At 72.9% G+C, this 22,460-nt stretch carries 14 protein-coding genes; 11 read left to right on the top strand and 3 right to left on the bottom strand.

Going from position 1 to position 22,460, the window contains the following annotated elements:
* Nucleotides 1-14: 14 nt before the first annotated feature.
* Nucleotides 15-911: a LysR family transcriptional regulator gene (locus AC0KTA_RS14940; protein WP_481055630.1), complete on the top strand. Its 897-nt coding sequence runs from the start codon at nucleotides 15-17 to the stop codon at nucleotides 909-911.
* Nucleotides 912-1,017: 106 nt separating this feature from the next.
* On the opposite strand, the gene AC0KTA_RS14935 is transcribed toward AC0KTA_RS14940, so the two are convergent.
* Nucleotides 1,018-1,335 (bottom strand): WhiB family transcriptional regulator, encoded by a 318-nt coding sequence (locus tag AC0KTA_RS14935; RefSeq protein WP_481055629.1) that lies wholly within the window; start codon nucleotides 1,333-1,335, stop codon nucleotides 1,018-1,020.
* A gap of 411 nt (nucleotides 1,336-1,746) precedes the next feature.
* On the opposite strand from AC0KTA_RS14935, the gene AC0KTA_RS14930 reads away from it, so the two are divergent.
* From AC0KTA_RS14930 to AC0KTA_RS14915, 4 genes are all read left to right on the top strand, one after another.
* Complete coding sequence (locus AC0KTA_RS14930) at nucleotides 1,747-2,358, top strand: response regulator transcription factor (RefSeq protein WP_003948568.1); 612 nt, start codon at nucleotides 1,747-1,749, stop codon at nucleotides 2,356-2,358.
* Between the two features lie 267 nt (nucleotides 2,359-2,625).
* The gene (locus AC0KTA_RS14925) at nucleotides 2,626-3,201 is read left to right on the top strand and encodes a sigma-70 family RNA polymerase sigma factor (RefSeq protein WP_016642708.1); all 576 of its coding nucleotides are present in this window, start codon (nucleotides 2,626-2,628) and stop codon (nucleotides 3,199-3,201) included.
* A 765-nt stretch (nucleotides 3,202-3,966) separates the two neighbouring features.
* Complete coding sequence (guaB, locus tag AC0KTA_RS14920) at nucleotides 3,967-5,478, top strand: IMP dehydrogenase (RefSeq protein WP_481055628.1); 1,512 nt, start codon at nucleotides 3,967-3,969, stop codon at nucleotides 5,476-5,478.
* Nucleotides 5,479-5,643: 165 nt separating this feature from the next.
* A complete protein-coding gene (locus AC0KTA_RS14915; protein ID WP_481055627.1) occupies nucleotides 5,644-6,768 on the top strand; it encodes a GuaB3 family IMP dehydrogenase-related protein in 1,125 nt (374 codons plus the stop codon).
* A 107-nt stretch (nucleotides 6,769-6,875) separates the two neighbouring features.
* Here AC0KTA_RS14915 and AC0KTA_RS14910 read toward each other — a convergent pair whose 3' ends face one another.
* Both AC0KTA_RS14910 and AC0KTA_RS14905 read right to left on the bottom strand, forming a co-directional pair.
* Nucleotides 6,876-7,484: a hypothetical protein gene (locus AC0KTA_RS14910; RefSeq protein ID WP_481055626.1), complete on the bottom strand. Its 609-nt coding sequence runs from the start codon at nucleotides 7,482-7,484 to the stop codon at nucleotides 6,876-6,878.
* A gap of 124 nt (nucleotides 7,485-7,608) precedes the next feature.
* Nucleotides 7,609-8,862: a nucleotide sugar dehydrogenase gene (locus tag AC0KTA_RS14905; protein WP_481055625.1), complete on the bottom strand. Its 1,254-nt coding sequence runs from the start codon at nucleotides 8,860-8,862 to the stop codon at nucleotides 7,609-7,611.
* A 265-nt stretch (nucleotides 8,863-9,127) separates the two neighbouring features.
* Here AC0KTA_RS14905 and AC0KTA_RS14900 point away from each other — a divergent pair, with 265 nt between their 5' ends.
* The 6 genes from AC0KTA_RS14900 (at nucleotide 9,128) to AC0KTA_RS14875 (ending at nucleotide 22,389) form a co-directional block, all read left to right on the top strand.
* The gene (locus tag AC0KTA_RS14900; RefSeq protein WP_481055624.1) at nucleotides 9,128-10,834 is read left to right on the top strand and encodes a glycerol-3-phosphate dehydrogenase/oxidase; all 1,707 of its coding nucleotides are present in this window, start codon (nucleotides 9,128-9,130) and stop codon (nucleotides 10,832-10,834) included.
* Nucleotides 10,835-11,040: 206 nt separating this feature from the next.
* Nucleotides 11,041-13,506 carry a serine/threonine-protein kinase gene (locus AC0KTA_RS14895; protein WP_481055623.1) on the top strand — a complete coding sequence of 822 codons (2,466 nt, stop codon included), beginning with the start codon at nucleotides 11,041-11,043 and terminating at the stop codon, nucleotides 13,504-13,506.
* Nucleotides 13,507-13,671: 165 nt separating this feature from the next.
* Nucleotides 13,672-16,659, top strand: coding sequence for a protein kinase (locus tag AC0KTA_RS14890; RefSeq protein WP_481055622.1), 2,988 nt, complete (start codon nucleotides 13,672-13,674; stop codon nucleotides 16,657-16,659).
* 200 nt (nucleotides 16,660-16,859) lie between these two features.
* Complete coding sequence (locus AC0KTA_RS14885) at nucleotides 16,860-18,626, top strand: serine/threonine-protein kinase (protein ID WP_481056427.1); 1,767 nt, start codon at nucleotides 16,860-16,862, stop codon at nucleotides 18,624-18,626.
* 124 nt (nucleotides 18,627-18,750) lie between these two features.
* Nucleotides 18,751-20,448, top strand: coding sequence for a serine/threonine-protein kinase (locus AC0KTA_RS14880; RefSeq protein WP_481055621.1), 1,698 nt, complete (start codon nucleotides 18,751-18,753; stop codon nucleotides 20,446-20,448).
* Between the two features lie 180 nt (nucleotides 20,449-20,628).
* On the top strand, nucleotides 20,629-22,389 hold the full coding sequence (locus AC0KTA_RS14875) for a serine/threonine-protein kinase (RefSeq protein WP_481055620.1): 1,761 nt from the start codon (nucleotides 20,629-20,631) through the stop codon (nucleotides 22,387-22,389).
* The last annotated feature ends 71 nt before the right edge of the window (nucleotides 22,390-22,460 follow it).

Raw genomic sequence — 22,460 nt, 5'->3', positions numbered from 1 at the left:
CTTATGATCGACTCATGATCGAGGCCCGTCATCTCCGTGTCCTGCGCGCCGTGGCCGCCACCGGCTCCTTCTCGGCGGCGGCCCGCGAGCTCGGCTGCACCCAGCCCGCCGTCAGCCAGCAGATGAAGGCCCTCGAAGCGTCGGCGGGCACGCCGCTGCTGATCCGCACCGGCCGCGAGATGCGCCTCACGCAGGCGGGCGAGGCCCTGGTCCGGCACGCCGCGGGCATCCTGGCCGGACTGACCGCGGCCGAGGAGGAGGTCGCCGCCATCGCGGGCCTCCGCGCGGGCCGCGTCCGCCTCGTCTCCTTCCCGAGCGGTTCCTCGACCCTGGTGCCGTGCGCCCTCGCCGCTCTGCGCGCCGAACACCCCGGCACCCGGGTCTCCTTGGAGGAGGCCGAGCCGCCGCGCTCGGTGGAGATGCTGCGCGAGGGCGACTGCGACGTGGCGCTCGCTTTCCGGTACGCGGGGGCCGCCGCCGCGGAGGAGTGGCAGGACCTGGTCGTGCGGCCCCTGCTCGCCGACCGGCTCGTCGGTCTCGTACCGGAGGAGCACCGCCTGGCGAAGGCTTCGAGCGTGACGATCGGCGAGCTGGCCGACGAGTCGTGGATCGCGGGCTGTCCGCGCTGCCGCCGTCAGCTGGTGGAGGTCTGCGAGAGCGCGGGCTTCGTGCCTCGCATCGACTTCGCGACGGACGACTATCCGGCGGTGGTGGGCCTGGTCGGGGCGGGGCTCGGGGTCGCGGTGCTGCCCGAGCTCGCGATCGAGTCGGTACGTCCGAAGGGGGCCCGCGCGGTGACGGTGGAGCCTGCCGTGCGGCGGGAGATCGTCGCGCTCACCCTGCCGGACCTGGCGCAGGTGCCGGCGGTCGCGGCCACGCTCGACCACCTGGCGCGGGCCGCGGCTCGCTGAGCGCGGCCGAGGTGTCCGGGCACGCCTGAGCGGGACCGAGCCCGCCCGCGTGGGGCCCTGCGGGGCTCTGTGCGCGGGCTGTGCGGGGCTGTGCAGAAACGTTCCTTCAGGGGGCCGTGCCGCCGCCCGCCGTGGTGACCAGGCGGTTGCGGGCCCGGCCCATCAGTTCCTCGCGCTCGTCCTCGGTCAGCCCGCCCCACACGCCGTACGGCTCGCGTACCGCGAGCGCGTGCGCGGCACACTCCGCGCGCACCGGGCACCGCATGCAGACCTCCTTGGCCGAGTTCTCGCGCGCGCTCCGTGCCGCGCCGCGCTCGCCCTCCGGGTGGAAGAAGAGCGAGCTGTCCACCCCGCGGCAGGCCGCGAGGAGCTGCCAGTCCCACAGATCTGCGTTCGGTCCGGGAAGGCGGGAGAAATCTGCCATTGCGTGTCTCCTGATTGCCGTTCTGACGCCGATACGGTGCCCATGACCGTACATCTACTGTCTAAGGAGATGAAAATATGACTCATTGCGAATCTAGCCACAGACACCAGGAAAAGGGAAGAAAAGCCGCTAAATGGGGCATAGCTCTTGGCTGGGCCGGTCGGGAGCCGGTCGACGCCCGGCGGGCGGGCGCATCCGTCCGCGCCTTCTGTGCCGTGTCCGCGCCCTCACGTAGAGTGCCGAAGGTGGCAGTCTGACCCCGTAACTCTTTCGAGTGACCGTCGTTGAGAGTGCGGAGGCGGTTGAAAGAACAAGCGCTCGGGCAGATGTCCGAGTGCGTCAACCGCACAGGTGACGACTTGTACCAGCCTGGAGGCTCAAGGTGACGCGCATCAGCTGCGGAGGACGGCCATGACATCCGTCCTCGTCTGCGACGACTCCCCGCTCGCCCGAGAGGCGCTGCGCCGCGCGGTCGCGACCGTGCCCGGCGTCGAGCGCGTGACGACAGCGGCCAACGGCGAGGAAGTCCTCCGCCGCTGGGGCGCCGACCGCTCGGACCTGATTCTGATGGACGTACGCATGCCCGGACTGGGCGGCGTGGAGACCGTGCGGCGGCTGCTCTCGGCCGATCCCGGAGCGCGCATCATCATGCTCACGGTCGCCGAGGACCTGGACGGGGTCGCGCTCGCGGTCGCCGCCGGGGCCCGCGGCTATCTGCACAAGGACGCCTCGCGCGCCGAGTTGCGCGCGACCGTCACGCAGGCCCTCGCCGACCCGACCTGGCGGCTGGCCCCGCGCCGGCTGCGCTCGGCCGAGATGGGCGCCGCGCCCACGCTCACCGCGCGTGAGATCCAGGTTCTCGAAGGGATGAGCCACGGCCGGTCGAACGCCGAGATCGGCCGCGAGCTCTTCCTCTCCGAGGACACGGTGAAGACGCACGCCAGGCGCCTGTTCAAGAAGCTCGGCGCCTCGGACCGGGCGCACGCGGTGGCGCTCGGCTTCCGCTGGGGTCTGGTTCGCTGAGTGGGTCCTGGCGGGGGCATGGTGTTTCCCGCCCGCCGTGTGGCGGGCGGGGCCATGGAGGCCCCGTCACCACCCTCCTCGGGAGCGGCTTGTGGCGCTTCGCCGCCGATGCCGCATCCTTGAGGTGTGGAGTTCCTTGGGGACGAGTCGGCCGAGCGGGAGGGGAGGGTGCGGGAGATGAGTTCCGGCGCACCCGCTCATAACGCTTCGGTGCACAACTATGGACGTGGTGCCGCGGATCAGTCGGCGCCAAGGCACCATGGACCGATGCGCGATGACAAGACGACGGTGATCGGTGCCCTCGTCCTACGCGCCGTGGAGGGGGACGAGCAGGCCACGCACGACCTGTTGGCCCACGTTCACCCGCTCGCGCTGCGGTACTGCCGCACCCGCCTCTCCCGACTTCCGGGTGACGCACGGCACTTCGTCGAGGACCTCGCGCAGGAAGTCTGCGTCGCGGTGCTGCTCGCGCTGCCGCGCTATCGGGACACGGGGCGGCCCTTCGAAGCCTTCGTCTTCGCGATCGCCGCGCACAAGGTCGCCGATCTGCAGCGGGCCGCGATGCGGCATCCCGGGTCGACCGCCGTGCCCTCGGACGAGATGCCCGAGCGGCCGGACGACTCGCTCGGGCCCGAGGAGCGGGCGCTGCTCAGCAGTGACGCCGAGTGGGCCAAGAAGCTGCTCGCCAACTTGCCGGAGAACCAGCGGGAGCTGCTGCTGCTCCGGGTCGCGGTGGGGCTCACCGCGGAGGAGACCGGGCAGATGCTCGGCATGTCCCCCGGGGCGGTCCGGGTGGCCCAGCACCGCGCCCTGAGCCGCCTGCGCGCGCTGGCCGAGCAGTAGCTTTTTCCCCCGCCCACCCGCCCTTTCCATCGCGCTCGCGCGCGCGTCCTCAGGCGCCGGACGGGCTGGATGGATTGCCGGGCGTGATGAGTGTGCGCCCGGGCGGGCTGAGTGGGTGGCCGGGTGCGCTGGGTGCGTGCCCGGCGCCGGGCTGGATAGGTGCTGGGCGGGGCGAGTGGGTGCCTGGGCCTGGGCGGGTTGGATGGGTGCGGGGCGGTGGGGGTGTGTCGCGCTTGCGCGCTCGTCCTCAGGCGCCGGACGGGCTGGGTACGTGCCGGGGTGGGCCGCGAGAGTGCCGGGCGGGCCGAGTGGGTGCCGGGCGGGCCGAGACGGCGACGGGCGGGCTTAGTGGGTGCCCGGGCGCCGGGCTGAATAGGTGCTGGGCGGGGCGAGGAGGCGCCCGGGCGGGCTGGGGCAGGTGCCGGACGGGCTGGGCTGGTGCCGGGTGGGCTGGGGTGTGTCGGTGGTGTCTGGGGAGACTTTCGCCACCCTTTGGGGGGGCGGAGCGTGGCCGAGGGGTGGGGGCGGTTGCTGGCTCCCGCCGCGGGGGGTTGTTTCTTCCGTCGCAGCGGCGCGCAACTGAGACGGCGTAGCCCGGCGGTGCCAAGCCCGCCCCGGCCCGGAAAGGGCACCCCGCCCGGCGAACCCCAGCGGAGCTGTAGAAACCTACGAACCCCCGGCCCCGCGGGCACCGTGGAATGAGAGAGCCATGCTTCCCGTTAGCATGGACATCCGCACCGATCAAGGCCATTTGGGGAAGGTGTCATGACTGCAAACGTCGACGGAGTGCCCGAGAAATTCGCGACACTCGGGCTGACCTACGACGACGTGCTGCTGCTCCCGGGCGCGTCCGACATGGCGCCCGGTGACATCGACACCGCCTCGTCCATCTCGAAGAACGTCAGGGTGAACGTCCCGCTGCTGTCCGCGGCGATGGACAAGGTCACCGAGGCCCGGATGGCCATCGCCATGGCCCGCCAGGGCGGCGTCGGCGTGCTGCACCGGAACCTGTCGATCGCCGACCAGGCGAACCAGGTCGACCTGGTGAAGCGGTCGGAGTCCGGCATGGTGACCGACCCGATCACGGTGCACCCGGACGCCACGCTCGGCGAGGCCGACGCGATCTGCGCCAAGTTCCGCATCAGCGGCGTCCCGGTGACCGACGGCGCGGGCAAGCTGCTCGGCATCGTCACCAACCGCGACATGGCCTTCGAGGCCGACCGCACGCGCCAGGTGCGCGAGGTCATGACCCCGATGCCGCTCGTCACCGGCAAGGTCGGGATCAGCGGCGTCGACGCGATGGAACTGCTGCGCCGCCACAAGATCGAGAAGCTGCCGCTCGTCGACGACGCCGGCGTCCTCAAGGGCCTCATCACGGTCAAGGACTTCGTGAAGGCCGAGAAGTACCCGAACGCCGCCAAGGACTCCGAGGGCCGCCTGCTCGTCGGCGCCGCCGTCGGCGTCGCCGGTGACGCCTTCGACCGCGCCCAGGCGCTCATCGAGGCGGGCGTCGATTTCATCGTCGTCGACACCGCTCACGGCCACTCCCGCCTCGTCGGCGACATGGTCGCCAAGATCAAGTCGAACTCCGGCGGCGTGGACGTCATCGGCGGCAACATCGCCACCCGTGACGGCGCCCAGGCGCTCATCGACGCCGGTGTCGACGGCATCAAGGTCGGCGTCGGCCCCGGCTCCATCTGCACCACCCGCGTCGTCGCCGGCATCGGCGTACCGCAGGTAACGGCCATCTACGAAGCGTCGCTCGCCGCCAAGGAAGCCGGTGTCCCGGTGATCGGCGACGGCGGCCTGCAGTACTCCGGAGACATTGCCAAGGCGCTCGTCGCCGGCGCGGACACCGTCATGCTGGGCTCGCTGCTCGCCGGCTGCGAGGAGTCCCCGGGCGAGCTGATGTTCATCAACGGCAAGCAGTTCAAGTCGTATCGGGGCATGGGCTCGCTCGGCGCCATGCAGACGCGCGGCGAGTCGAAGTCCTTCTCCAAGGACCGGTACTTCCAGGAGGGCGTCGCCTCCGACGAGAAGCTGGTCCCCGAGGGCATCGAGGGCCAGGTGCCCTACCGCGGCCCGCTGTCGGCCGTCGTGCACCAGCTCGTGGGCGGCCTGCGCCAGTCGATGTTCTACGTGGGCGGGCGCACGGTGCCCGAGCTCCAGGAGCGCGGCCGTTTCGTACGGATCACCTCCGCGGGCCTCAAGGAGAGCCACCCGCACGACATCCAGATGACCGTCGAAGCGCCGAACTACACCAACAAGCGCGGCTGACGGCGCCGGTCGAGGCCCGCTGAATCGTTGCGCACGCGCGCGTGGGGGCGGCCCCGGGGTTCCCGGGGCCGCCCCCACGCGCGCGTGTCGGTGATACTGGACGGGAAGACCGAGTGCCGGACAACGGGCCGAGTGAGAGCCGAAGAAAGCTGAAGGGCCACACACGTGACTGAGATCGAGATCGGGCGCGGCAAGCGCGGCCGCCGGGCGTACGCCTTCGACGACATCGCCGTCGTACCGAGCCGGCGCACCCGGGACCCCAAGGAGGTCTCGATCGCCTGGCAGATCGACGCCTACCGCTTCGAGCTGCCCTTCCTCGCGGCCCCCATGGACTCCGTGGTCTCGCCGGCCACGGCCATCCGCATCGGTGAGCTCGGCGGCCTCGGCGTGCTGAACCTCGAAGGCCTCTGGACGCGCTACGAGGACCCGCAGCCGCTGCTCGACGAGATCGCCGAGCTGCCCGCCGAGACGGCAACGCGACGCCTCCAGGAGATCTACTCCGCGCCCATCCGCGAAGAGCTGATCGGGCAGCGCATCAAGGAGGTGCGCGACTCCGGAGTCGTCACCGCCGCCGCCCTGTCGCCGCAGCGCACCGCGCAGTTCTCCAAGGCCGTCGTGGACGCGGGCGTGGACATCTTCGTGATCCGCGGTACGACGGTGTCGGCCGAGCACGTCTCCGGTGCCGCCGAGCCGCTGAACCTGAAGCAGTTCATCTACGAACTCGACGTGCCGGTGATCGTCGGCGGCTGCGCCACGTACACCGCCGCGCTGCACCTGATGCGTACCGGCGCGGCCGGTGTCCTCGTCGGCTTCGGCGGCGGCGCCGCGCACACCACGCGCAACGTCCTCGGCATCCAGGTGCCGATGGCGACGGCCGTGGCCGACGTGGCCGCCGCCCGGCGCGACTACATGGACGAGTCCGGCGGGCGCTACGTCCACGTCATCGCCGACGGCGGCGTGGGCTGGTCCGGCGACCTGCCCAAGGCCGTCGCGTGCGGCGCGGACGCCGTGATGATGGGCTCGCCGCTTGCGCGCGCCACGGACGCGCCCGGCAAGGGCCACCACTGGGGCATGGAGGCCGTCCACGAGGACGTGCCGCGCGGCAAGAAGGTCGACCTCGGCAGCGTCGGCACCACCGAGGAGATCCTCACGGGTCCCTCGCACATCCCGGACGGCTCGATGAACTTCTTCGGAGCGCTGCGCCGGGCCATGGCCACGACGGGCTACAGCGAGCTCAAGGAGTTCCAGCGCGTCGAGGTCACCGTGGCGGACTCGCAGCACCGCCGCTGACCCTCGTACGGAGCCTGAACGGCCGTACGGAACCTGAACGGCCTGGGGCCGGCCACCTTCGGGTGGCCGGCCCCAGGCCGTTTCGCGCGCCTGCTACGGCGTGCCTGCTACTGCCCGGCGCGCTTGGCGCTGCCGAAGGCCGCGACGGCCGCTATCGCGAAGAACACGTACGTCATCGCGTCGGCCTCGTGCTTCCACGCCTCCTGCACGATGTCGAAGTTGTCGAAGAACACCTCGGTGAAGTCGATCTTCGCCTTGTCGGCGATGATCATGGAGGCGCCGACCAGCTGGCCCATGTACACCGCGCCGAGCGAGAAGAGCCCGGCGAGGACGCCGACCGCCGGGTTGGAGCCGCCGACCTTGCCCGCGACCAGGCCCACGACGAAGCCGACGCCGACCGCCGCCCAGCCGATCTCGTGCTCGGTGGCGCCGATGATGGCCCCGTAGATGCCCGCGGCGACCAGGGCGGCCACGAAGGCCACGGCCACGCCGAGGCCGATGTTCCCCCGGGCGGCCGGAGCGGGCGGCGGCGGGAAGCCACCGGGCTGCGGCTGCTGCGGGAAGGAGTTGTACGGCTGCTGCGGCTGCTGGCCGTAGGGCTGTTGCTGCTGCTGCGGATAGCCGTATCCGGGCTGGCCGCCGCCGTACTGCTGCTGGCCGTAGGGCTGCTGCCCGTACGGCTGTCCGCCCTGGCCTGGAGGCGTGGGCTGGGTCATCTGGTTTCCCCCTGGGACGTGAGTGCACTGGCGTCTGGGACGTGAGTGCACTGGTGTGCGGTAAGTGACTGGATCCGCACGGTAGCAGCAGCGAGCGGAGGGCCCCAGGGGGTTGTGTGTGGGATCAGAGACGGTGGGCGGCGCCGGCCGGGGTCGCGCCCCTGGTGTCCAGCAGGAGCTGGGCTTTCACGGCCAGGCCCTGGAGGTCGTACGTGCGGTGGTGCTGGAGCAGGATCGTCAGGTCGGCGTCGGCGGCGGCTTCGTAGAGGGTGTCCGCGCGGGGGACGGGGTGGCCGAGAACGCTCCAGTGCGCGACGTACGGGTCGTGGTAACTGACGGCCGCGCCCAGCTCCATGAGGCGGACCGCGATCTCCTGGGCGGGGGCGGCCTCCTGGTCGGCGACGTCGGGCTTGTACGTGACGCCGAGGAGCAGCACGCGGGCGCCGCGCACGGACTTGCCGTGCTCGTTGAGCAGGGTCGCGGCGCGCTGGATCACATAGCCCGGCATGCGGTCGTTGACCTGCTGGGCGAGCTCGACGATGCGCAGCGGGCGGGCGCCGCGCGCGGGTCCTGGCACGTCCAGGGGGACGCCGTGGCCGCCGACGCCGGGGCCGGGGCGGAAGGCCTGGAAGCCGAAGGGCTTGGTCTCGGCGCAGCGGATGACGTCCCACAGGTCGATGCCGAGGTCGTGGCAGAGCACGGCCATCTCGTTGACCAGCGCCATGTTCACGTGCCGGTAGTTGGTCTCCAGGAGGTGCACGGTCTCGGCCTCCCGGGGGCCTCGCGCGCGGACGACCTTGTCGGTGAGGCGGCCGTAGAAGGCGGCGGCCGACTCGGTGCAGGCGGGGGTGAGGCCGCCGATGACCTTGGGGGTGCCGGCGTAGCCGTGGCTGCGGTTGCCGGGGTCGAGGCGGGCGGGGGAGTAGGCGAGGTGGAAGTCGCGGCCGGCGCGCAGGCCCGAGCCCTCTTCGAGGAGGGGGCGCAGGAATTCCTCGGTGGTTCCGGGGTACGCGGGTGACTCCAGGATGACCGTGGTGTGCGGGCGCAGGCGCCCGGCCAGGGCGCGGGCGGCGTCGGCCACTTGGCCGAGGTCGAGCGAGCGGTCCGCGGCCGGGGGCGTGGGGGCGCAGATGACGGCGGTGCGGACGCGGCCGAGCTCGGCGGGGTCGGTGGTCGGCCGGAAGCCCCCCGAGAGCATCCGGCGGACGTCGGCCGCGGTGAGGGTGCCTTCGGTGCCGTCGCCCGGAAGGCGGCCCCCGGCCAGGTCGGGTGCCCGGACGGGGTCGTAGCCGATGGTGGCGATGCCGCAGGCGGCGGCGGCCTGGGCGAGAGGCAGGCCGAGGTGGCCGAGACCGATGACGGCGAGGTCTGCTGGCATGGCGGTGAGCCGTCCTTCCCAATAGCCGGGCGGATATAGCCAAAGCGGGGCGATCGCGCAAGCCCTGTGGACAAGATGGGCGAGTGCAATGTCAGACTAGGAGTAAATATGACCGATTTGCGGGATTGGACTCCTTGCGGCGCCGGAGTGTTGGCGGTGTCTTGCGCGCGTTTTCCACAGGTCGCGTGGCCGAACTCGGCGGGCGCGACAAGAATCTGGGCATGATGTGAGCGCGACCACACCCGAAAACCAACGGGAGGCAGCGGTGAGGACAGCGACTCTGGGACCGGCGGAGCGTGCCGGGGCACTCGCGGGCATGGCCGAGCACGAGCTGGACCTTCTCGTCGTGGGCGCGGGCGTGGTCGGCGCGGGCACGGCGCTCGACGCCGTCACCCGCGGCCTGAGCACGGGCATCGTCGAGGCCAGGGACTGGGCGTCCGGCACGTCCAGCCGGTCCAGCAAGCTGATCCACGGCGGCCTGCGCTATCTGGAGATGCTGGACTTCGCGCTGGTCCGCGAGGCACTCAAGGAGCGCGGCCTGCTCCTCGAGCGGCTCGCGCCGCACCTGGTCAAGCCGGTCCCGTTCCTGTATCCGCTCCAGCACCAGGCCTGGGAGCGGGTGTACGCGGGCTCCGGCGTCGCGTTGTACGACGCCATGTCGATGGCCCGCGGCCACGGCCGCGGCCTGCCCATGCACCGTCACCTGACCCGCCGTCACGCCCTGCGCGTGGCCCCGTGCCTGAAAAAGGACGCCCTGGTCGGCGCCCTGCAGTACTACGACGCGCAGATGGACGACGCCCGCTATGTGGCCACCCTCGTGCGCACCGCCGCGGCCTATGGCGCCAAGGCCGCCAACCGCGCCCGGGTCACGGGCTTCCTGCGCGAGGGCGAGCGCGTCGTCGGCGCCCGCGTCCAGGACGTCGAGGCCGGCGGGGAGTACGAGATCCGGGCCAAGCAGATCGTGAACGCCACGGGCGTGTGGACCGACGACACCCAGGCGATGGTCGGCGAGCGCGGTCAGTTCCACGTCCGGGCGTCCAAGGGCATCCATCTGGTCGTGCCCAAGGACCGGATCAACTCCTCCACCGGACTCATCCTGCGCACGGAGAAGAGCGTCCTCTTCGTGATCCCCTGGGGCCGGCACTGGATCATCGGGACCACGGACACCGACTGGGACCTGGACAAGGCCCACCCGGCCGCGTCCAGCGCGGACATCGACTATCTCCTGGAGCATGTGAACTCGGTGCTCGCGGTGCCGCTCTCGCGCGACGACGTGCAGGGGGTGTACGCGGGCCTGCGGCCCCTGCTCGCCGGGGAGTCGGACGCCACCAGCAAGCTCTCGCGCGAGCACACGGTCGCGCACCCCGCGCCCGGCCTGGTCGTCGTCGCGGGCGGCAAGTACACGACGTACCGGGTCATGGCGAAGGACGCCGTGGACGAGGCGGTGCACGGCCTGGACCAGCGCGTCGCGGAGTGCGTCACCGAGGACATCCCGCTGGTCGGCGCCGAGGGCTATCGCGCGCTGTGGAACGCCCGCGCGGGCATCGCGGCGCGCACGGGACTCCATGTGGTGCGCGTGGAGCACCTGTTGAACAGGTTCGGCGCGCTGGCGGAGGAAGTGCTCGAACTCGTCACCGCCGACCCGAGCCTGGGCGAGCCGCTGGGCGGCGCCGAGGACTATCTGCGCGCCGAAGTCGTCTACGCCGCGTCCCACGAGGGCGCCCGCCACCTGGACGACGTGCTCACGCGGCGCACGCGCATCTCCATCGAGACCTTCGACCGCGGCACCCGCAGCGCCCGGGAGTGCGCGGAGCTGATGGCGCCGGTGCTCGGCTGGGACAAGGACCAGATCGAGCGGGAGGTGCAGCACTACGAGAAGCGGGTCGAGGCCGAGCGCGAGTCCCAGCGCCAGCCGGACGACCTGACGGCGGACGCGGCACGCCTTGGGGCGCCGGACATCGTGCCGCTGTAGCCCGACGGCCAGGGGTTCTGGGCGGTTTGACCGGAGGGGGGCGGTCAAGGGGGGTATGGCCAGGGAGGTTTGGGGTGGTGCGCCGGGGTTCACGCGGCGGGAATGTCCATGATGTGGGACGTCGGACCCGCGGCGTTGACCGGTCCCGGGGTGAGGGACAATGAAGGCTCTGTCAGGGCGGGTTGTGCGGGTAGTTGAGGGGACGCATGTCGGAGGCGGAGCAGACGGGCGAGGCTCGTCAGGATCAGAGCGCACGTCTCCTCGCGGGCCGGTACCGGCTCGGCGACGTGCTCGGCCGCGGCGGCATGGGCACGGTCTGGCGCGCGAAGGACGAGACGCTGGGCCGCACGGTCGCGGTGAAGGAGCTGCGCTTCCCGTCGAGCATCGACGAGGAGGAGAAGCGCCGCCTCATCACGCGGACGCTGCGTGAGGCCAAGGCGATCGCCCGGATCCGCAACACCGGCGCCGTGACGGTCTATGACGTGGTCGACGAGGACGACCGGCCGTGGATCGTGATGGAGCTCGTCGAGGGCAAGTCCCTCGCCGAGGCCGTCCGCGAGGACGGGATGCTCACGCCGAGGCGCGCGGCCGAGGTCGGGCTCGCCGTGCTCGACGTGCTGCGCTCGGCGCACCGCGAGGGCATCCTGCACCGCGACGTGAAGCCGTCGAACGTGCTGATCGCCGAGGACGGCCGCGTCGTCCTGACGGACTTCGGCATCGCCCAGGTCGAGGGCGACCCGTCCATCACGTCGACGGGCATGCTCGTCGGCGCCCCCTCGTACATCTCGCCGGAGCGGGCGCGCGGCCACAAGCCCGGCCCTGCGGCCGACATGTGGTCGCTCGGCGGGCTGATCTACGCGGCCGTGGAGGGCGTTCCTCCGTACGACAAGGGCTCGGCGATCGCGACCCTCACCGCCGTGATGACCGAGGCGGTCGAACCGCCGCAGAACGCGGGCCCGTTGCTGGAGAAGGTCATCTACGGCCTGCTCGCGAAGGACCCCGAGCAGCGGCTCGACGACGCGGGCGCGCGGGCGATGCTCCAGGACGTGATCAACGCGCCGGACCTCCCCGAGGACAAGCACGCGGTGGACCCGGCGGACGCGACGAAGGTCGTGCCGCTGCCGCCGATCCCGCCGCAGGCCCCGCCGTCCGGCTCCGGTTCCTCCGGGAGCCGCAAGGGCGAGGAGGCCGCGGAGCGGCTGAAGGGCGCGTTCCGCTCGGTCCGCAAGAAGGCGGCTGCCGCGGCGACGACGGCACGGGGTGCGGGTGCGGGTGCGGGTACTGGTGCCGGTGCCGGTGCGGCCGGGGGTGCCGCGGCCGGTGGCTTCGCCGCGACCCGCGGTCCGTCCGCGGGTGATGGCGGCGCGGGGAACAGCGGGGCCGCGCACGGGGCTTCGGCCGGGACCGGAACCGGGACCGGGACCGGGACCGGGACCGGCGTGAGCGAACGAGGCACGGGTGGAACCGGTGGGTCCGTGGGCACCGCTGCCGGGGCGGCGAGCGGGCGGACCGCATCCGGGCCGACCGCATCCGGTACGGCTGCTTCCGAGGCGGCCGGTGCGGGTCCGGGCGGACGTACCTCCGGCGCGGACGAGCGTGGCGCTGGTGTCGCGAGGCGGGCCGGCGGGTCCGGCTCGGGTGCCGGTGCCGGTGTGGGGACAGGCTCTGCCTCGGGTGTGGGCACGGGTTCCGGAAGCGTGGGCGCCGGGACAGCCGCCGGTGCCGGAGTCGGCGCTGGTGCTGGAACGGTCGCCGGTGCCGGGACGAATTCCGCCGCCGGGGGCGCGGCACACGGCGGGCCGCGGATCCCCGCGCAGCCCGGTATGCCGCCGAGACAGCCCGGCACGCCGCCTAGACAGGCCGCCCGGGCACCCCTCACGGATGTGGTGCCCCGGCGCACACTGGTGATCATCGCGGTGGTCGTCGTGCTCGCCGTGCTCGGCACGGTCCTCGCCTTCGCGCTCAGCGGCGACGAGGGCGACAAGGGCGGCAACAGCGGTAGCAGCGGCGGCGACAAGTCCTCGTCCAGCGGCGCGACCGCCGGCGGCGAGGGCAAGGAGAAGGACGCCGGCAAGGACGGCAACGCCGGTGCGGACTCCGGCAAGGACAACTCCGGCTCGGGCGGCTCCGGCGACGACAAGGGCAAGGGCAAGGAGCAGGACGACAGCTCCGGTTCGGACTCCGGCAAGGACGACGGCCAGGGCGCGCCCATCGGCGGCGACGGCAAGGGCAAGGACGACGGCGCCGAGGAGACGTACAAGCACTCCCAGGGCTTCTCGATCGGCCTGCCGAAGGGCTGGAAGTTCAGCTCGACCGACCGCGCGGGCGCCCGCTTCACCGGGCCGAACGGGCAGAAGCTGCTCATCGGCTGGACCACGATGCCCAAGGACAACCCGGTGGCGGACTGGAAGAGCCAGGAATCGTTCATGCGCCGGGCGCAGTACCACCGGATCCGCATAGAGAAGGTGGGCTTCCGCGGCTGGAACACGGCGGACTGGGAATTCACCTACGTGGACGGCGGCACCAAGTACCGCTCGGTGGACCGGGGTTTCGTCGTCAACGGCGGCCTGGGCTACGGAATGATGTACACCGCGAAAGCGGACGACTGGGGCAGCGATCAGCGTCGTACGGCCTGGCGGACGTTCACACGGACCTTCGAGCCGAAGAAGTGACGGTGGGCGGGACCGGCCGGATGGCCGGGCGACGACCGGTGAGATCTGGCATCCCCTCAATACGGTTCGGTTGTGGCACGTATCGTGAGTGCTTGCGGAGGGTAAGCAGCCGCAACGAGCCGTAAGACGAACGGAATTGACCACCGGGCGGATGGGGGAGGCATCGTGGACGACTATGCGGGACGGGTTCTCGCCGACCGCTACCGCCTGCCGCTGCCCCCGGCCGACGAGTACGAACTCGCCGAGACCCGTGCCTTCGACACCTACTCCGGCCAGGAAGTCCTGGTCCGGCAGGTGCCGTTGCCGGAGATCGTCGAGGCGGAGGTGCTCGGCGACGAGGCGTACGGCGACGGCGATCTGAGCGATGTGCTTCCCGGCGGGCTGCCCGAGGGGTTCCGGAGCGCGCGCGGGAGCGCGGGCCGTGGCGGCGCCCGGCGCGCGGGGGCGCGCGCCACGCGCAGGCCGAGCGACCCGGCGGTGCTGCGCGCCATCGAGGCCGCGCAGGCCGCCGCGCGCATCCCCGACCACCCGCGCCTCGACCAGGTCTTCGACGTGTTCGCGGAGGACGGCTCGCTGTGGATAGTGAGCGAACTGGTGGCGGCCCGGCCGCTCGCGGCGTTACTCGCCGACCGGCCGCTGAACCCCTTCCGCGCGGCGGAGGTCGCGGCGGACGTCGTCACGGCCCTGCGCGTGCTGCACGCGCACGGCTGGGTGCACCGGAACATCACCGCGCGCACGGTGCTCGTCTGCGACGACGGGCGCGTGATGCTGACGGGGCTCGCGGCGGGCGCCGCGGAAGAGGCGCTGTGCGGGTACGACCCGCGGCCCGAGGAGGACGACTTCGCGGGCTTCACGGCGCCCGCGGGGGCCGACCCGGCCGGCCGGGTCGACCCTGTTGAACAGGTGGAACAGACGAGCGTCGTGGGGGCCTTGGGGCCCGGGGCGCCCCGGGCGACCGATGGTGTCGAGTACGGAGACTCCGCTTATGGGGGTTCCGAGTACGGGGACTCTGCGTACGGGGATTCCGAGTACGGCGGTGCGGAGTACGGGGAGTCTTCGGCGCGGGGTGAGACGTCGGCGTACGACGAGGCGTCCGCGTACGACGCGTACGGCACGGCCGCCGAGCGGGACTTGCGGGCGGCGCGGGCCGGGGCCATCGCCGCGTACCGGGCGGGCGCGGCGCGCGCCGCGGCCCGGGTGAGCGAGGCCGAGCGGGGCGCGGAGACGGGGTCGGGGTCGGCCGAGGGCGCGGACGCGGACGCGGACGGCGGGGCCTATGACGGTCCGGGCGGTGCCGTAGGGCATATCTCGGATCCGTACGGCGTCCGGGAGCGGCAGAAGAAGCCGTGGCACGGGGCCGTGCCGAGGGCCGGAGCGGTGCCTGCGCAGGGCGCACCCGGAGCACCCGGCACGCAGGGTGCGCCGAACGCGCAGAGCGCACAAGGCACTCAGGGCGCGCCGGGTGCACCGGACTTCCCGGGAGCCCAAGGCACTCGGGGCGTGCAGCGCACAGCGGGCGCACCGTACTTCCCGGGAGCCCGGAGCGCTCCGGGCGGACAGGGGGCACCCCTCGCAGAGGGCGCATCCCTCGGAGGGAACACACCCCTCGGCCAAGCTGCACCCGCCCACACCCTGGCCAAGCAGGCCCCGCCCACCCGGACGCAGCCCGCCCCCGCCCACCCCACACACGCCCCCGCCCCCGGGCGGCCCCAAGGCGCAGGCGCCCCCGGCGTCCCCGACTCCGACCCCAACCCCCGCCCCCGCGAAGGCGGCTGGGGTGAGCCCGACGGGGAAGTCCGGGCCCGGCGCGGCCCCGCCACCGCGCTTGCCGCCGAGCGGGCCCGGCACGCGCGGATGACCGTCGTCGGGGCCGTCACCGAGCGGTGGGCGCCGGAGCAGGCCGGGCCGGTGCACGAGAACTGGCAGCTCGCCGCGCCCATCGGGCCCGCCACCGACCTGTGGGGCCTCGGCGCGCTGCTGTTCCGAGCGGTCCAGGGCCACGCCCCGTATCCGGAGGACAGCACCGCCGAGCTGGTGCAGTTGGTGTGCGCGGAGCCGCCCGCGTTCGCGGAGGAGTGCGGTCCGCTGCGGCCCGTCGTCGAGTCGCTGCTGCGTCAGGACCCGACCGAGCGCATCGACTTCGAGGAACTGAGCGGCTGGCTGCGCTCCCTCGTGCGGTCGGCGCCGGAGCCGGACGCGGGCACACACGTGGTGCCCGCGCCGCCGTACGACGGCGGCAAGCTGCCCGTCGTACGCCGCCGCGGCGAGGTCGTCCGCAAGCGCCGCCCGCCCGCGCCGGTCCCCACCGGCAACGGCCACGGCCGGCACAAGCACAAGCGCGGCCGCGAACGCGGCCCGGACACCCGGCCGGTGAAGGCGTCGCGCCCCGAGCGGGCGCCACGCGCCGCGGGGACGCCGCGTTCGCTGGGCCGGGTCCTGCTCGTGGTGATCCTCGCCGGGCTCGTGGCGGCCGTCGCGTACGCGATGCTGTTCATGCCCAAGTCCGAGGAGAAGGCGGGCACCGGACGCACCGGCAACGCCGGCGAGGTCAGCCCGGCGCCGGACGGCGGCCGCCCGAGCCCGGACGGCAAGCCCGGCGGCAGCGGCGGTTCCGGCGAGGACGACAAGGGCGACGGCGACGCGCCGGCCCCGGAGAAGACGCCCGGTTCGCAGCAGCCGCAGACCGCCGACCCCGATGTCGCCGCCGGATTCACGGTGCGCAAGGACGCCGAGGGCTTCCGCGTCGCGGTGGCCAACGGCTGGGACCGGCAGCCCAAGAACGGCCGCGGCCAGGTCCTCTACACCCACGGCCGCTTCGAACTGCTCGTCGTCCCGGGCCGCGACAGCACCGGCGACTACGGCACGGACCCGATGAAGTACCAGAAGGAGGACGAGCGCGAACTCCAGCCGTTCCGCGACTCCTCCTGGGCCACGTCCAGCGGGCTGCGCAACGTCGATGTGGGCGGCAGGCCCATGGCCGAGGGCCAGTTCACCTGGCAGGGCACCGACGGCGCCGAGGTCTTCGTACGCAATCTCGCGATGGTCGTGGATGGGAAGTACCACGTGGTGCAGGTGCGCGGTCCCGAGGCCGAACGGGACGAGGTGACCCGGCTGTTCGAGCAGGCGTCGAAGTCGTACCGGGCCGGGAACTGACCCGTCTCCGCCCCTTCGGTATCCGCTGAGCACCCGCTCCGCACCCGCTCTGTCCCCGCCGGGCCCCCGCCCCGCGCGTCACAGTGCGGTCTCCGATCACCCCCTCCCGTTCCCTGAGCGCGCGCCCCTCCTTAATCTGGCTCTGGCAAACCTCAAGAACCTGGCCCTGTCAAGACCAACTGCGGGGGAACGTGAATCAGATGCAGGGCCTGCTCCTCGCCGGCCGGTACCGGCTCGGTGACACCATCGGCAGCGGCGGCATGGGCCGCGTGTGGCGCGCGCGGGACGAGGTGCTGCACCGCGCTGTCGCCGTCAAGGAACTGACGGCGGCCCAGTGGGTGCAGGAGGCCGACCGTGAGGTGCTGCTCACCCGCACGCAGACGGAGGCACGCGCCCAGGCCCAGATCAACCACTCCGCCGTCGTCACGGTCCATGACGTACTCGAGTACGACGACCGGCCGTGGATCGTGATGGAGCTCGTCGAGGGCCACTCGCTCGCGGACGCCGTCCGGGACCAGGGGCGCATCGCGCCGCGCGAGGCCGCCCGCATCGGCCTGTGGGTGCTGCGGGCGCTGCGCGCCGCGCACGGCGCCGGGGTGCTGCACCGCGACATCAAGCCAGGCAACGTGCTCCTCGCCGAGGACGGCCGGGTGCTGCTCACCGACTTCGGCATCGCCTCGATCGAGGGCGACTCGACGATCACCCGCACCGGGGAAGTGGTCGGCTCCGTCGACTACTTGGCGCCCGAGCGGGTCAGCGGCGCGAACCCCGGCCCCGCCGCCGACCTGTGGGCGCTCGGCGCCACGCTGTACACGGCGGTCGAGGGCAGGTCGCCGTTCCGGCGTACGTCCCCGCTCGGCACGATGCAGGCCGTGGTGACGGAGGAGCCCGCTCCGGCCGAGTACGCGGACGCCCTCGGGCCCGTCGTCTCGGCACTCCTGCGCAAGGATCCGGAGGCCCGGCCGGAGGCGGCCGAGGCGGAGCAGATGCTGGCGGAGGCCGCGGAGGGGCGGCGGCCCGGGGCGGCGCAGGCGTACGTGCAGACGACGGTGCACGAGGGGCCGACGCGGACGGCGCACACGTCGCTTTCCGGCCACGGTCGCGACTCCGGTCACGGCCACGACCCCGGTCACGACTCCGGTTCCGGTGCCCCATCGGCCCCGTACGGCACTTCCCCGACACACATCGCGTCGACCGCGTCGGCGTCACCGGCCCAGTCCGCCCCGGGGAACCCTTTCTCCCCGTCGACCCCGCCGTCCTCCTACGGCACGCCCCCTTCGTACGCCACCTCCTCTTCGTACGGCGCGTCATCCCCGTACGCCGCACACGCCCCGCACCACACGGGCGCCACGACCGGGCGCCGCCGCTGGCCCCGGGTCGTCGCCCTGTGTGCCGCGGCTGCGTTGCTCGGCGGGGGCGCGGTGTTCGGCTATCTGCAGCTCCGTGACGACGGGGGCACCCGCGCGGAGTCTGGCAGCGGTCAGGACAAGGACGGCAAGGGGGAGGGCAACGTTGTCGGTGGGATTCCCGCGGACTGGGTGCGCGTGCACGACGTGGAGGGCTTCAGCCTCATGCTGCCCAAGGGCTGGGAGCGGCGCGTGGACGGCAGCCAGATCGACTACACCCCGGACGGCGGCCGCCACTTCGTACGCATCGGCGTCGACCGCAGCCCCGACTTCGACAGCCCGTACGCGCACCAGCTCGACCTGGAGAAGCAGCTCAACCTGCCCGGGTACCGGCGCCTGCACCTGAACTCCAACACCTTCCGCGACCAGCCCGGCGCCCTCTGGGAGTTCAGCTGGAAGGCGGGCTCCAGCGACACCACTAAGGGGCCGCGGCACGCCATCGAGCAGACCTACATCACCCGTGGGGGCGTCGAGTACGCCATCTACATGTCGGCGCCCGAGGGGAGCTGGGCCAAGACACGGAAGCAGTTCGACGCGGTGCTGCGCGGCTGGCGCGACTGACACCGGCGGGCCCGGCGGCACGGGCACGAGAAAGGGGGGCGCCCGCCGGCGTACACGGGCCTGAACTGGCCCCTTTCCCGATCGGGGAGGATCCGCGGCCACACCTGTGGGGCATGATGGCCGCATGGGGAGCCTGGGTGACAACGCCCGTGTGATCGCCGGCCGTTACCGCCTGGAGGCGCGGCTGGGCCGGGGCGGCATGGGTGTCGTCTGGCGCGCGACCGACCAGCTCCTCGGCCGCCGCGTCGCCGTCAAGGAACTGCCCCTGGACGAGACGCTCTCCGAGGAGGAGGCCGCGCAGCAGCGCGAGCGCACGCTGCGCGAGGCGCGCGCGGTCGCGCAGTTGCGGCATCCGCACATCATCGTGGTGCACGACGTAGTGGTGCACGACGAACGCCCCTGCATCGTCATGGAGTTGGTCGAGGGCGGCTCGCTGGCCGGGCGGATCAGCAGGTCGGGGCCGCTCGGCCCGCACGCCGCCGCCCGCATCGGCCTCGATCTGCTCGGCGCGCTCGGCACCGCGCACGCCGCCGGTGTCCTGCACCGCGACCTCAAGCCCGCCAACGTGCTCCTGGAGGAGGCCACCGGCCGGGTCGTGCTCACGGACTTCGGCATCGCGCAGGTCTCGGGCGCGACGACGCTCACGGAGGTCGGGTCGTTCGTAGGCTCGCCGGAGTACACCGCGCCCGAGCGGATGTCCGGCGAGCGCACCGGTCCTGAGTCCGACCTGTGGTCGCTGGGCGCGCTGCTCGTGGCGGCGGTCAGCGGGGAGTCGCCGTTCCGCCGAGACTCGATCGGCGGGGTGCTGCACGCCGTTGTCTTCGACGAGATACGCCCGCCACCCGCCGCGGCGCCGCTCGCCCCCGTCGTCCTCGGCCTCCTCCAACGCGATCCGCGGCGCCGCCTGGACGCGGCGGGCGCGGAGCGGCTGCTGCGCGCGTACATCGAGACCGGCGTGATGCCACCGCTGCCCGACGCGGCGGCCGGGCCCGCGCCGCCGGGCCGCCGCTCCACCCTGTCGCTGATCCCCGGGCTCCCCGGCCGCCATCCGCCCGCCGGGCGCGAACAGCCCGGCCGCCCGCCCGCGCGGCCGCCGTCCGCCGCGCCCCCCGGCGTATCGGCGCGCATGTCCGGGGACGCGCGCCGGCGCCAGGGCCGCACCATGCTGATCGCGGCCGCGCTGGTCGCCGCCGTGGCGGGCGGCGCGGTGTCGGCCGCCGCGCTGCTGCTCGGGCAGGACGGCGACGGGGACGGCGGCGGCCGGACCTCGTCGACCGGTTCGGCGTCGCCGGACGCCCCCACCACGACCGGCGGTCCGCGGCCCACGGCGACCTCGACGGTCACCAAGACCCCCGACACCACCCGCCCCTCCACACCCGACGCCCCCAAGGGCTACCGCCTCGCCAAGGACCCGCGCGGCTTCGCCCTCGCCGTCCCCAAGGGCTACGTCCGCAAGACGGACGGCCCGCGCACCTTCTACACCTCACCCGGCGGCAGCTTCCGCATCGGCATCAAGGAGAGCGCCCCCGAGCCGGGCGGCCCGCTCGGCGTCCAGCGCCGCGCGGACGCCGCGGGCCCGCGCAACAACCCCGGCTACCGCGACGCCGAGATCACCGAGACCACCCGCAACGGCCGCCCCGCCGCGCTGTGGCAGTTCACCTGGGACGGCTTCACCAGCGACGAGGGCGCCCGGCACACGTACGACCTGTGCTGGCAGGAGGGCGGCCGGCTGTACGACGTGTGGGTGTCGTCGCCGGTGGGCCTCACGCGGGAGGCGCGGCGGTACTTCGACACGGCAGTGGATACGTTCGTACGGCGCTGATGTCCGCGGGGCCTTTGTCCGCGGGGCCTTGATGTCCCCGGCGTGCCTCGCTGACGTCCTCTGGTGTACGTCGCTGTCCTCTGGCGTACGTCCCCGAAGTTCCCGGTTCGTGCATCACCCCGGTCACAAGTGGGCCCCCTGGCTGGAACCCGAGGCGCCGCGCACGGTAGTCATGGGGGCATGAGTAACGACGGGGGAGCCTCCTACGGCCCGAACGAGACCACCAGCTACGGCCTGCAGCCACCGCAGCCCCCGCAGCAGGGTGGCGGCGCGCCGTACCCCAATCCGTACGCACAGCCCGCGCCTGCCGTACCGAATCAGCCATCTCAGCCCGCGCAGGCGTCCCAGCCGTCGCAGCAGCCGTCGCAGCCCGCGCAGCAGCCGCCGCAGCCCACCCAGGTCACGCAGGCCGAGCCCGGCTCGGGCCGGCTGGTCGGCGGGCGCTACCGGCTCCTGTCGAAGCTCGGCCACGGCGGCATGGGCACGGTGTGGCGGGCCAAGGACGAGACGGTGGACCGCGAGGTCGCCGTCAAGGAGCCGCGCGTCCCGGACCACCTGCCGGAGCGCGAACGCGCCAACGCCTTCGAGCGGATGCGCCGCGAGGCGCGCGCGGCCGCCCGGCTCGACCACCCGGCCGTGGTCAACGTCCACGACGTCGTCGTCGAGGACGGCCAGCCGTGGATCGTGATGGAGTTCGTGCAGGGCCGCTCGCTCGGCGCGGCGCTGCGGGACGAGGGCACGCTCGGCGCGCGCGACGCGGCCCGGGTCGGCCTCGAAGTCCTCGGCGCCCTGGAGGCCGCGCACGCGGCGGGCATCCTGCACCGCGACGTGAAGCCGGACAACGTGATGCTCGGCAAGCACGACCGCGTGGTCCTCACCGACTTCGGCATCGCCCAGATCGAGGGCGAGACCAACTTGACGGACACCGGCGGCTTCGTCGGCTCGCCCGAGTTCATCGCCCCGGAGCGGGTCCTCGGGCAGCGGCCCGGACCGGCCTCCGACCTGTGGTCGCTCGGCGTCGTCCTGTACGCGGCGACGGAGGGCGTGTCCCCGTTCCGCCGCAACAACACGCCCGCGACGCTCCAGTCCGTCCTCAACGCGACGCCCGCCGCGCCCGCGTCCGTGCAGGGCCCGCTCGCCGACGCGATCAACGGCCTGCTGCACAAGGACCCCGCCCACCGCCCGAACGCCGCCCGCGTCCGCGCCCTCCTCGAAGAGGCCGTCAAGCCGCCGCAGCCCCCGCAGCTTCCCGCCACCCAGGTCGTGACCGGGTTCGCGGCGGGCGGGGCGGCTCCGGCGCCGGGCCGGGGCAAGGGTGTGTTCCTCGGCCCCAAGGCGCTGGTGGCCGTGGGTGTCGTGGGCGTCGCGGCGGTGGCCGCGGGGGTGGTGCTCGCAGTGGACCCGTTCGGCGGTTCGTCGGACACGGAGGGCTGGAAGCAGCGCGAGGAGAAGGCGCTGGGGGCGACGGTTTCGGTGCCGGAGGGGTATCGCAAGACCACGAATGACGAAACGCCCAAGGAGCACTGGGTCACGTACTCGGACATGAGCGGCGGTATCTCCATCACCCTGGAGCTCTCCAAGAAGTCCGAGGACGACCTGGACAACATCGCGGGCACCTCGATGGCCGAGGCGTACGAGGACATCAAGGCGCTGGAGAGCGGGAGTTCGGTGGGCTCGTTCAGCCCGGACGAGCTGGGTGCGGGCAAGAAGACGACGCAGGGCGAGTACAAGGGCAGGCAGTCCGCCGAGAACCTGATCCCGTACACCAACAAGGAAACCGACGTCACGTACCCGCGCGAGGCCAAGGTCTTCTACTACAGGACCACGTCCGGCGACATGTACAAGCTGTGGATCGACTACCCGGCCAAGAGTGACTTCACCGAGCGCGGGCGCGAGGTCGCGAAGACGGCGATCGACAACCTGGAGATCGCCAAGCCGTGACCACGGGCGCCCGGCACGCCCGTCTCCGGCCCCAGGAGCCCCAGGAACGCCCTGATCAGCACCTTTGTCGC

The sequence above is a fragment of the Streptomyces sp. Y309 genome, from assembly GCF_056712025.1.
Note: the sequence above shows the minus strand (reverse complement) of the source record. Positions and strands in the feature narration are given on the sequence as shown.

Bases quoted from the DNA above. Each gene is read 5' to 3' on its own strand.
- AC0KTA_RS14940 (WP_481055630.1), top strand. From the start codon at position 15: ATGATCGAGGCCCGTCATCTCCGTGTCCTGCGCGCCGTGGCCGCCACC.
- AC0KTA_RS14935 (WP_481055629.1), bottom strand. From the start codon at position 1,335: ATGGCAGATTTCTCCCGCCTTCCCGGACCGAACGCAGATCTGTGGGAC.
- AC0KTA_RS14930 (WP_003948568.1), top strand. From the start codon at position 1,747: ATGACATCCGTCCTCGTCTGCGACGACTCCCCGCTCGCCCGAGAGGCG.
- AC0KTA_RS14925 (WP_016642708.1), top strand. From the start codon at position 2,626: ATGCGCGATGACAAGACGACGGTGATCGGTGCCCTCGTCCTACGCGCC.
- guaB (WP_481055628.1), top strand. From the start codon at position 3,967: ATGACTGCAAACGTCGACGGAGTGCCCGAGAAATTCGCGACACTCGGG.
- AC0KTA_RS14910 (WP_481055626.1), bottom strand. From the start codon at position 7,484: ATGACCCAGCCCACGCCTCCAGGCCAGGGCGGACAGCCGTACGGGCAG.
- AC0KTA_RS14905 (WP_481055625.1), bottom strand. From the start codon at position 8,862: ATGCCAGCAGACCTCGCCGTCATCGGTCTCGGCCACCTCGGCCTGCCT.
- AC0KTA_RS14895 (WP_481055623.1), top strand. From the start codon at position 11,041: ATGTCGGAGGCGGAGCAGACGGGCGAGGCTCGTCAGGATCAGAGCGCA.
- AC0KTA_RS14885 (WP_481056427.1), top strand. From the start codon at position 16,860: ATGCAGGGCCTGCTCCTCGCCGGCCGGTACCGGCTCGGTGACACCATC.
- AC0KTA_RS14880 (WP_481055621.1), top strand. From the start codon at position 18,751: ATGGGGAGCCTGGGTGACAACGCCCGTGTGATCGCCGGCCGTTACCGC.
- AC0KTA_RS14875 (WP_481055620.1), top strand. From the start codon at position 20,629: ATGAGTAACGACGGGGGAGCCTCCTACGGCCCGAACGAGACCACCAGC.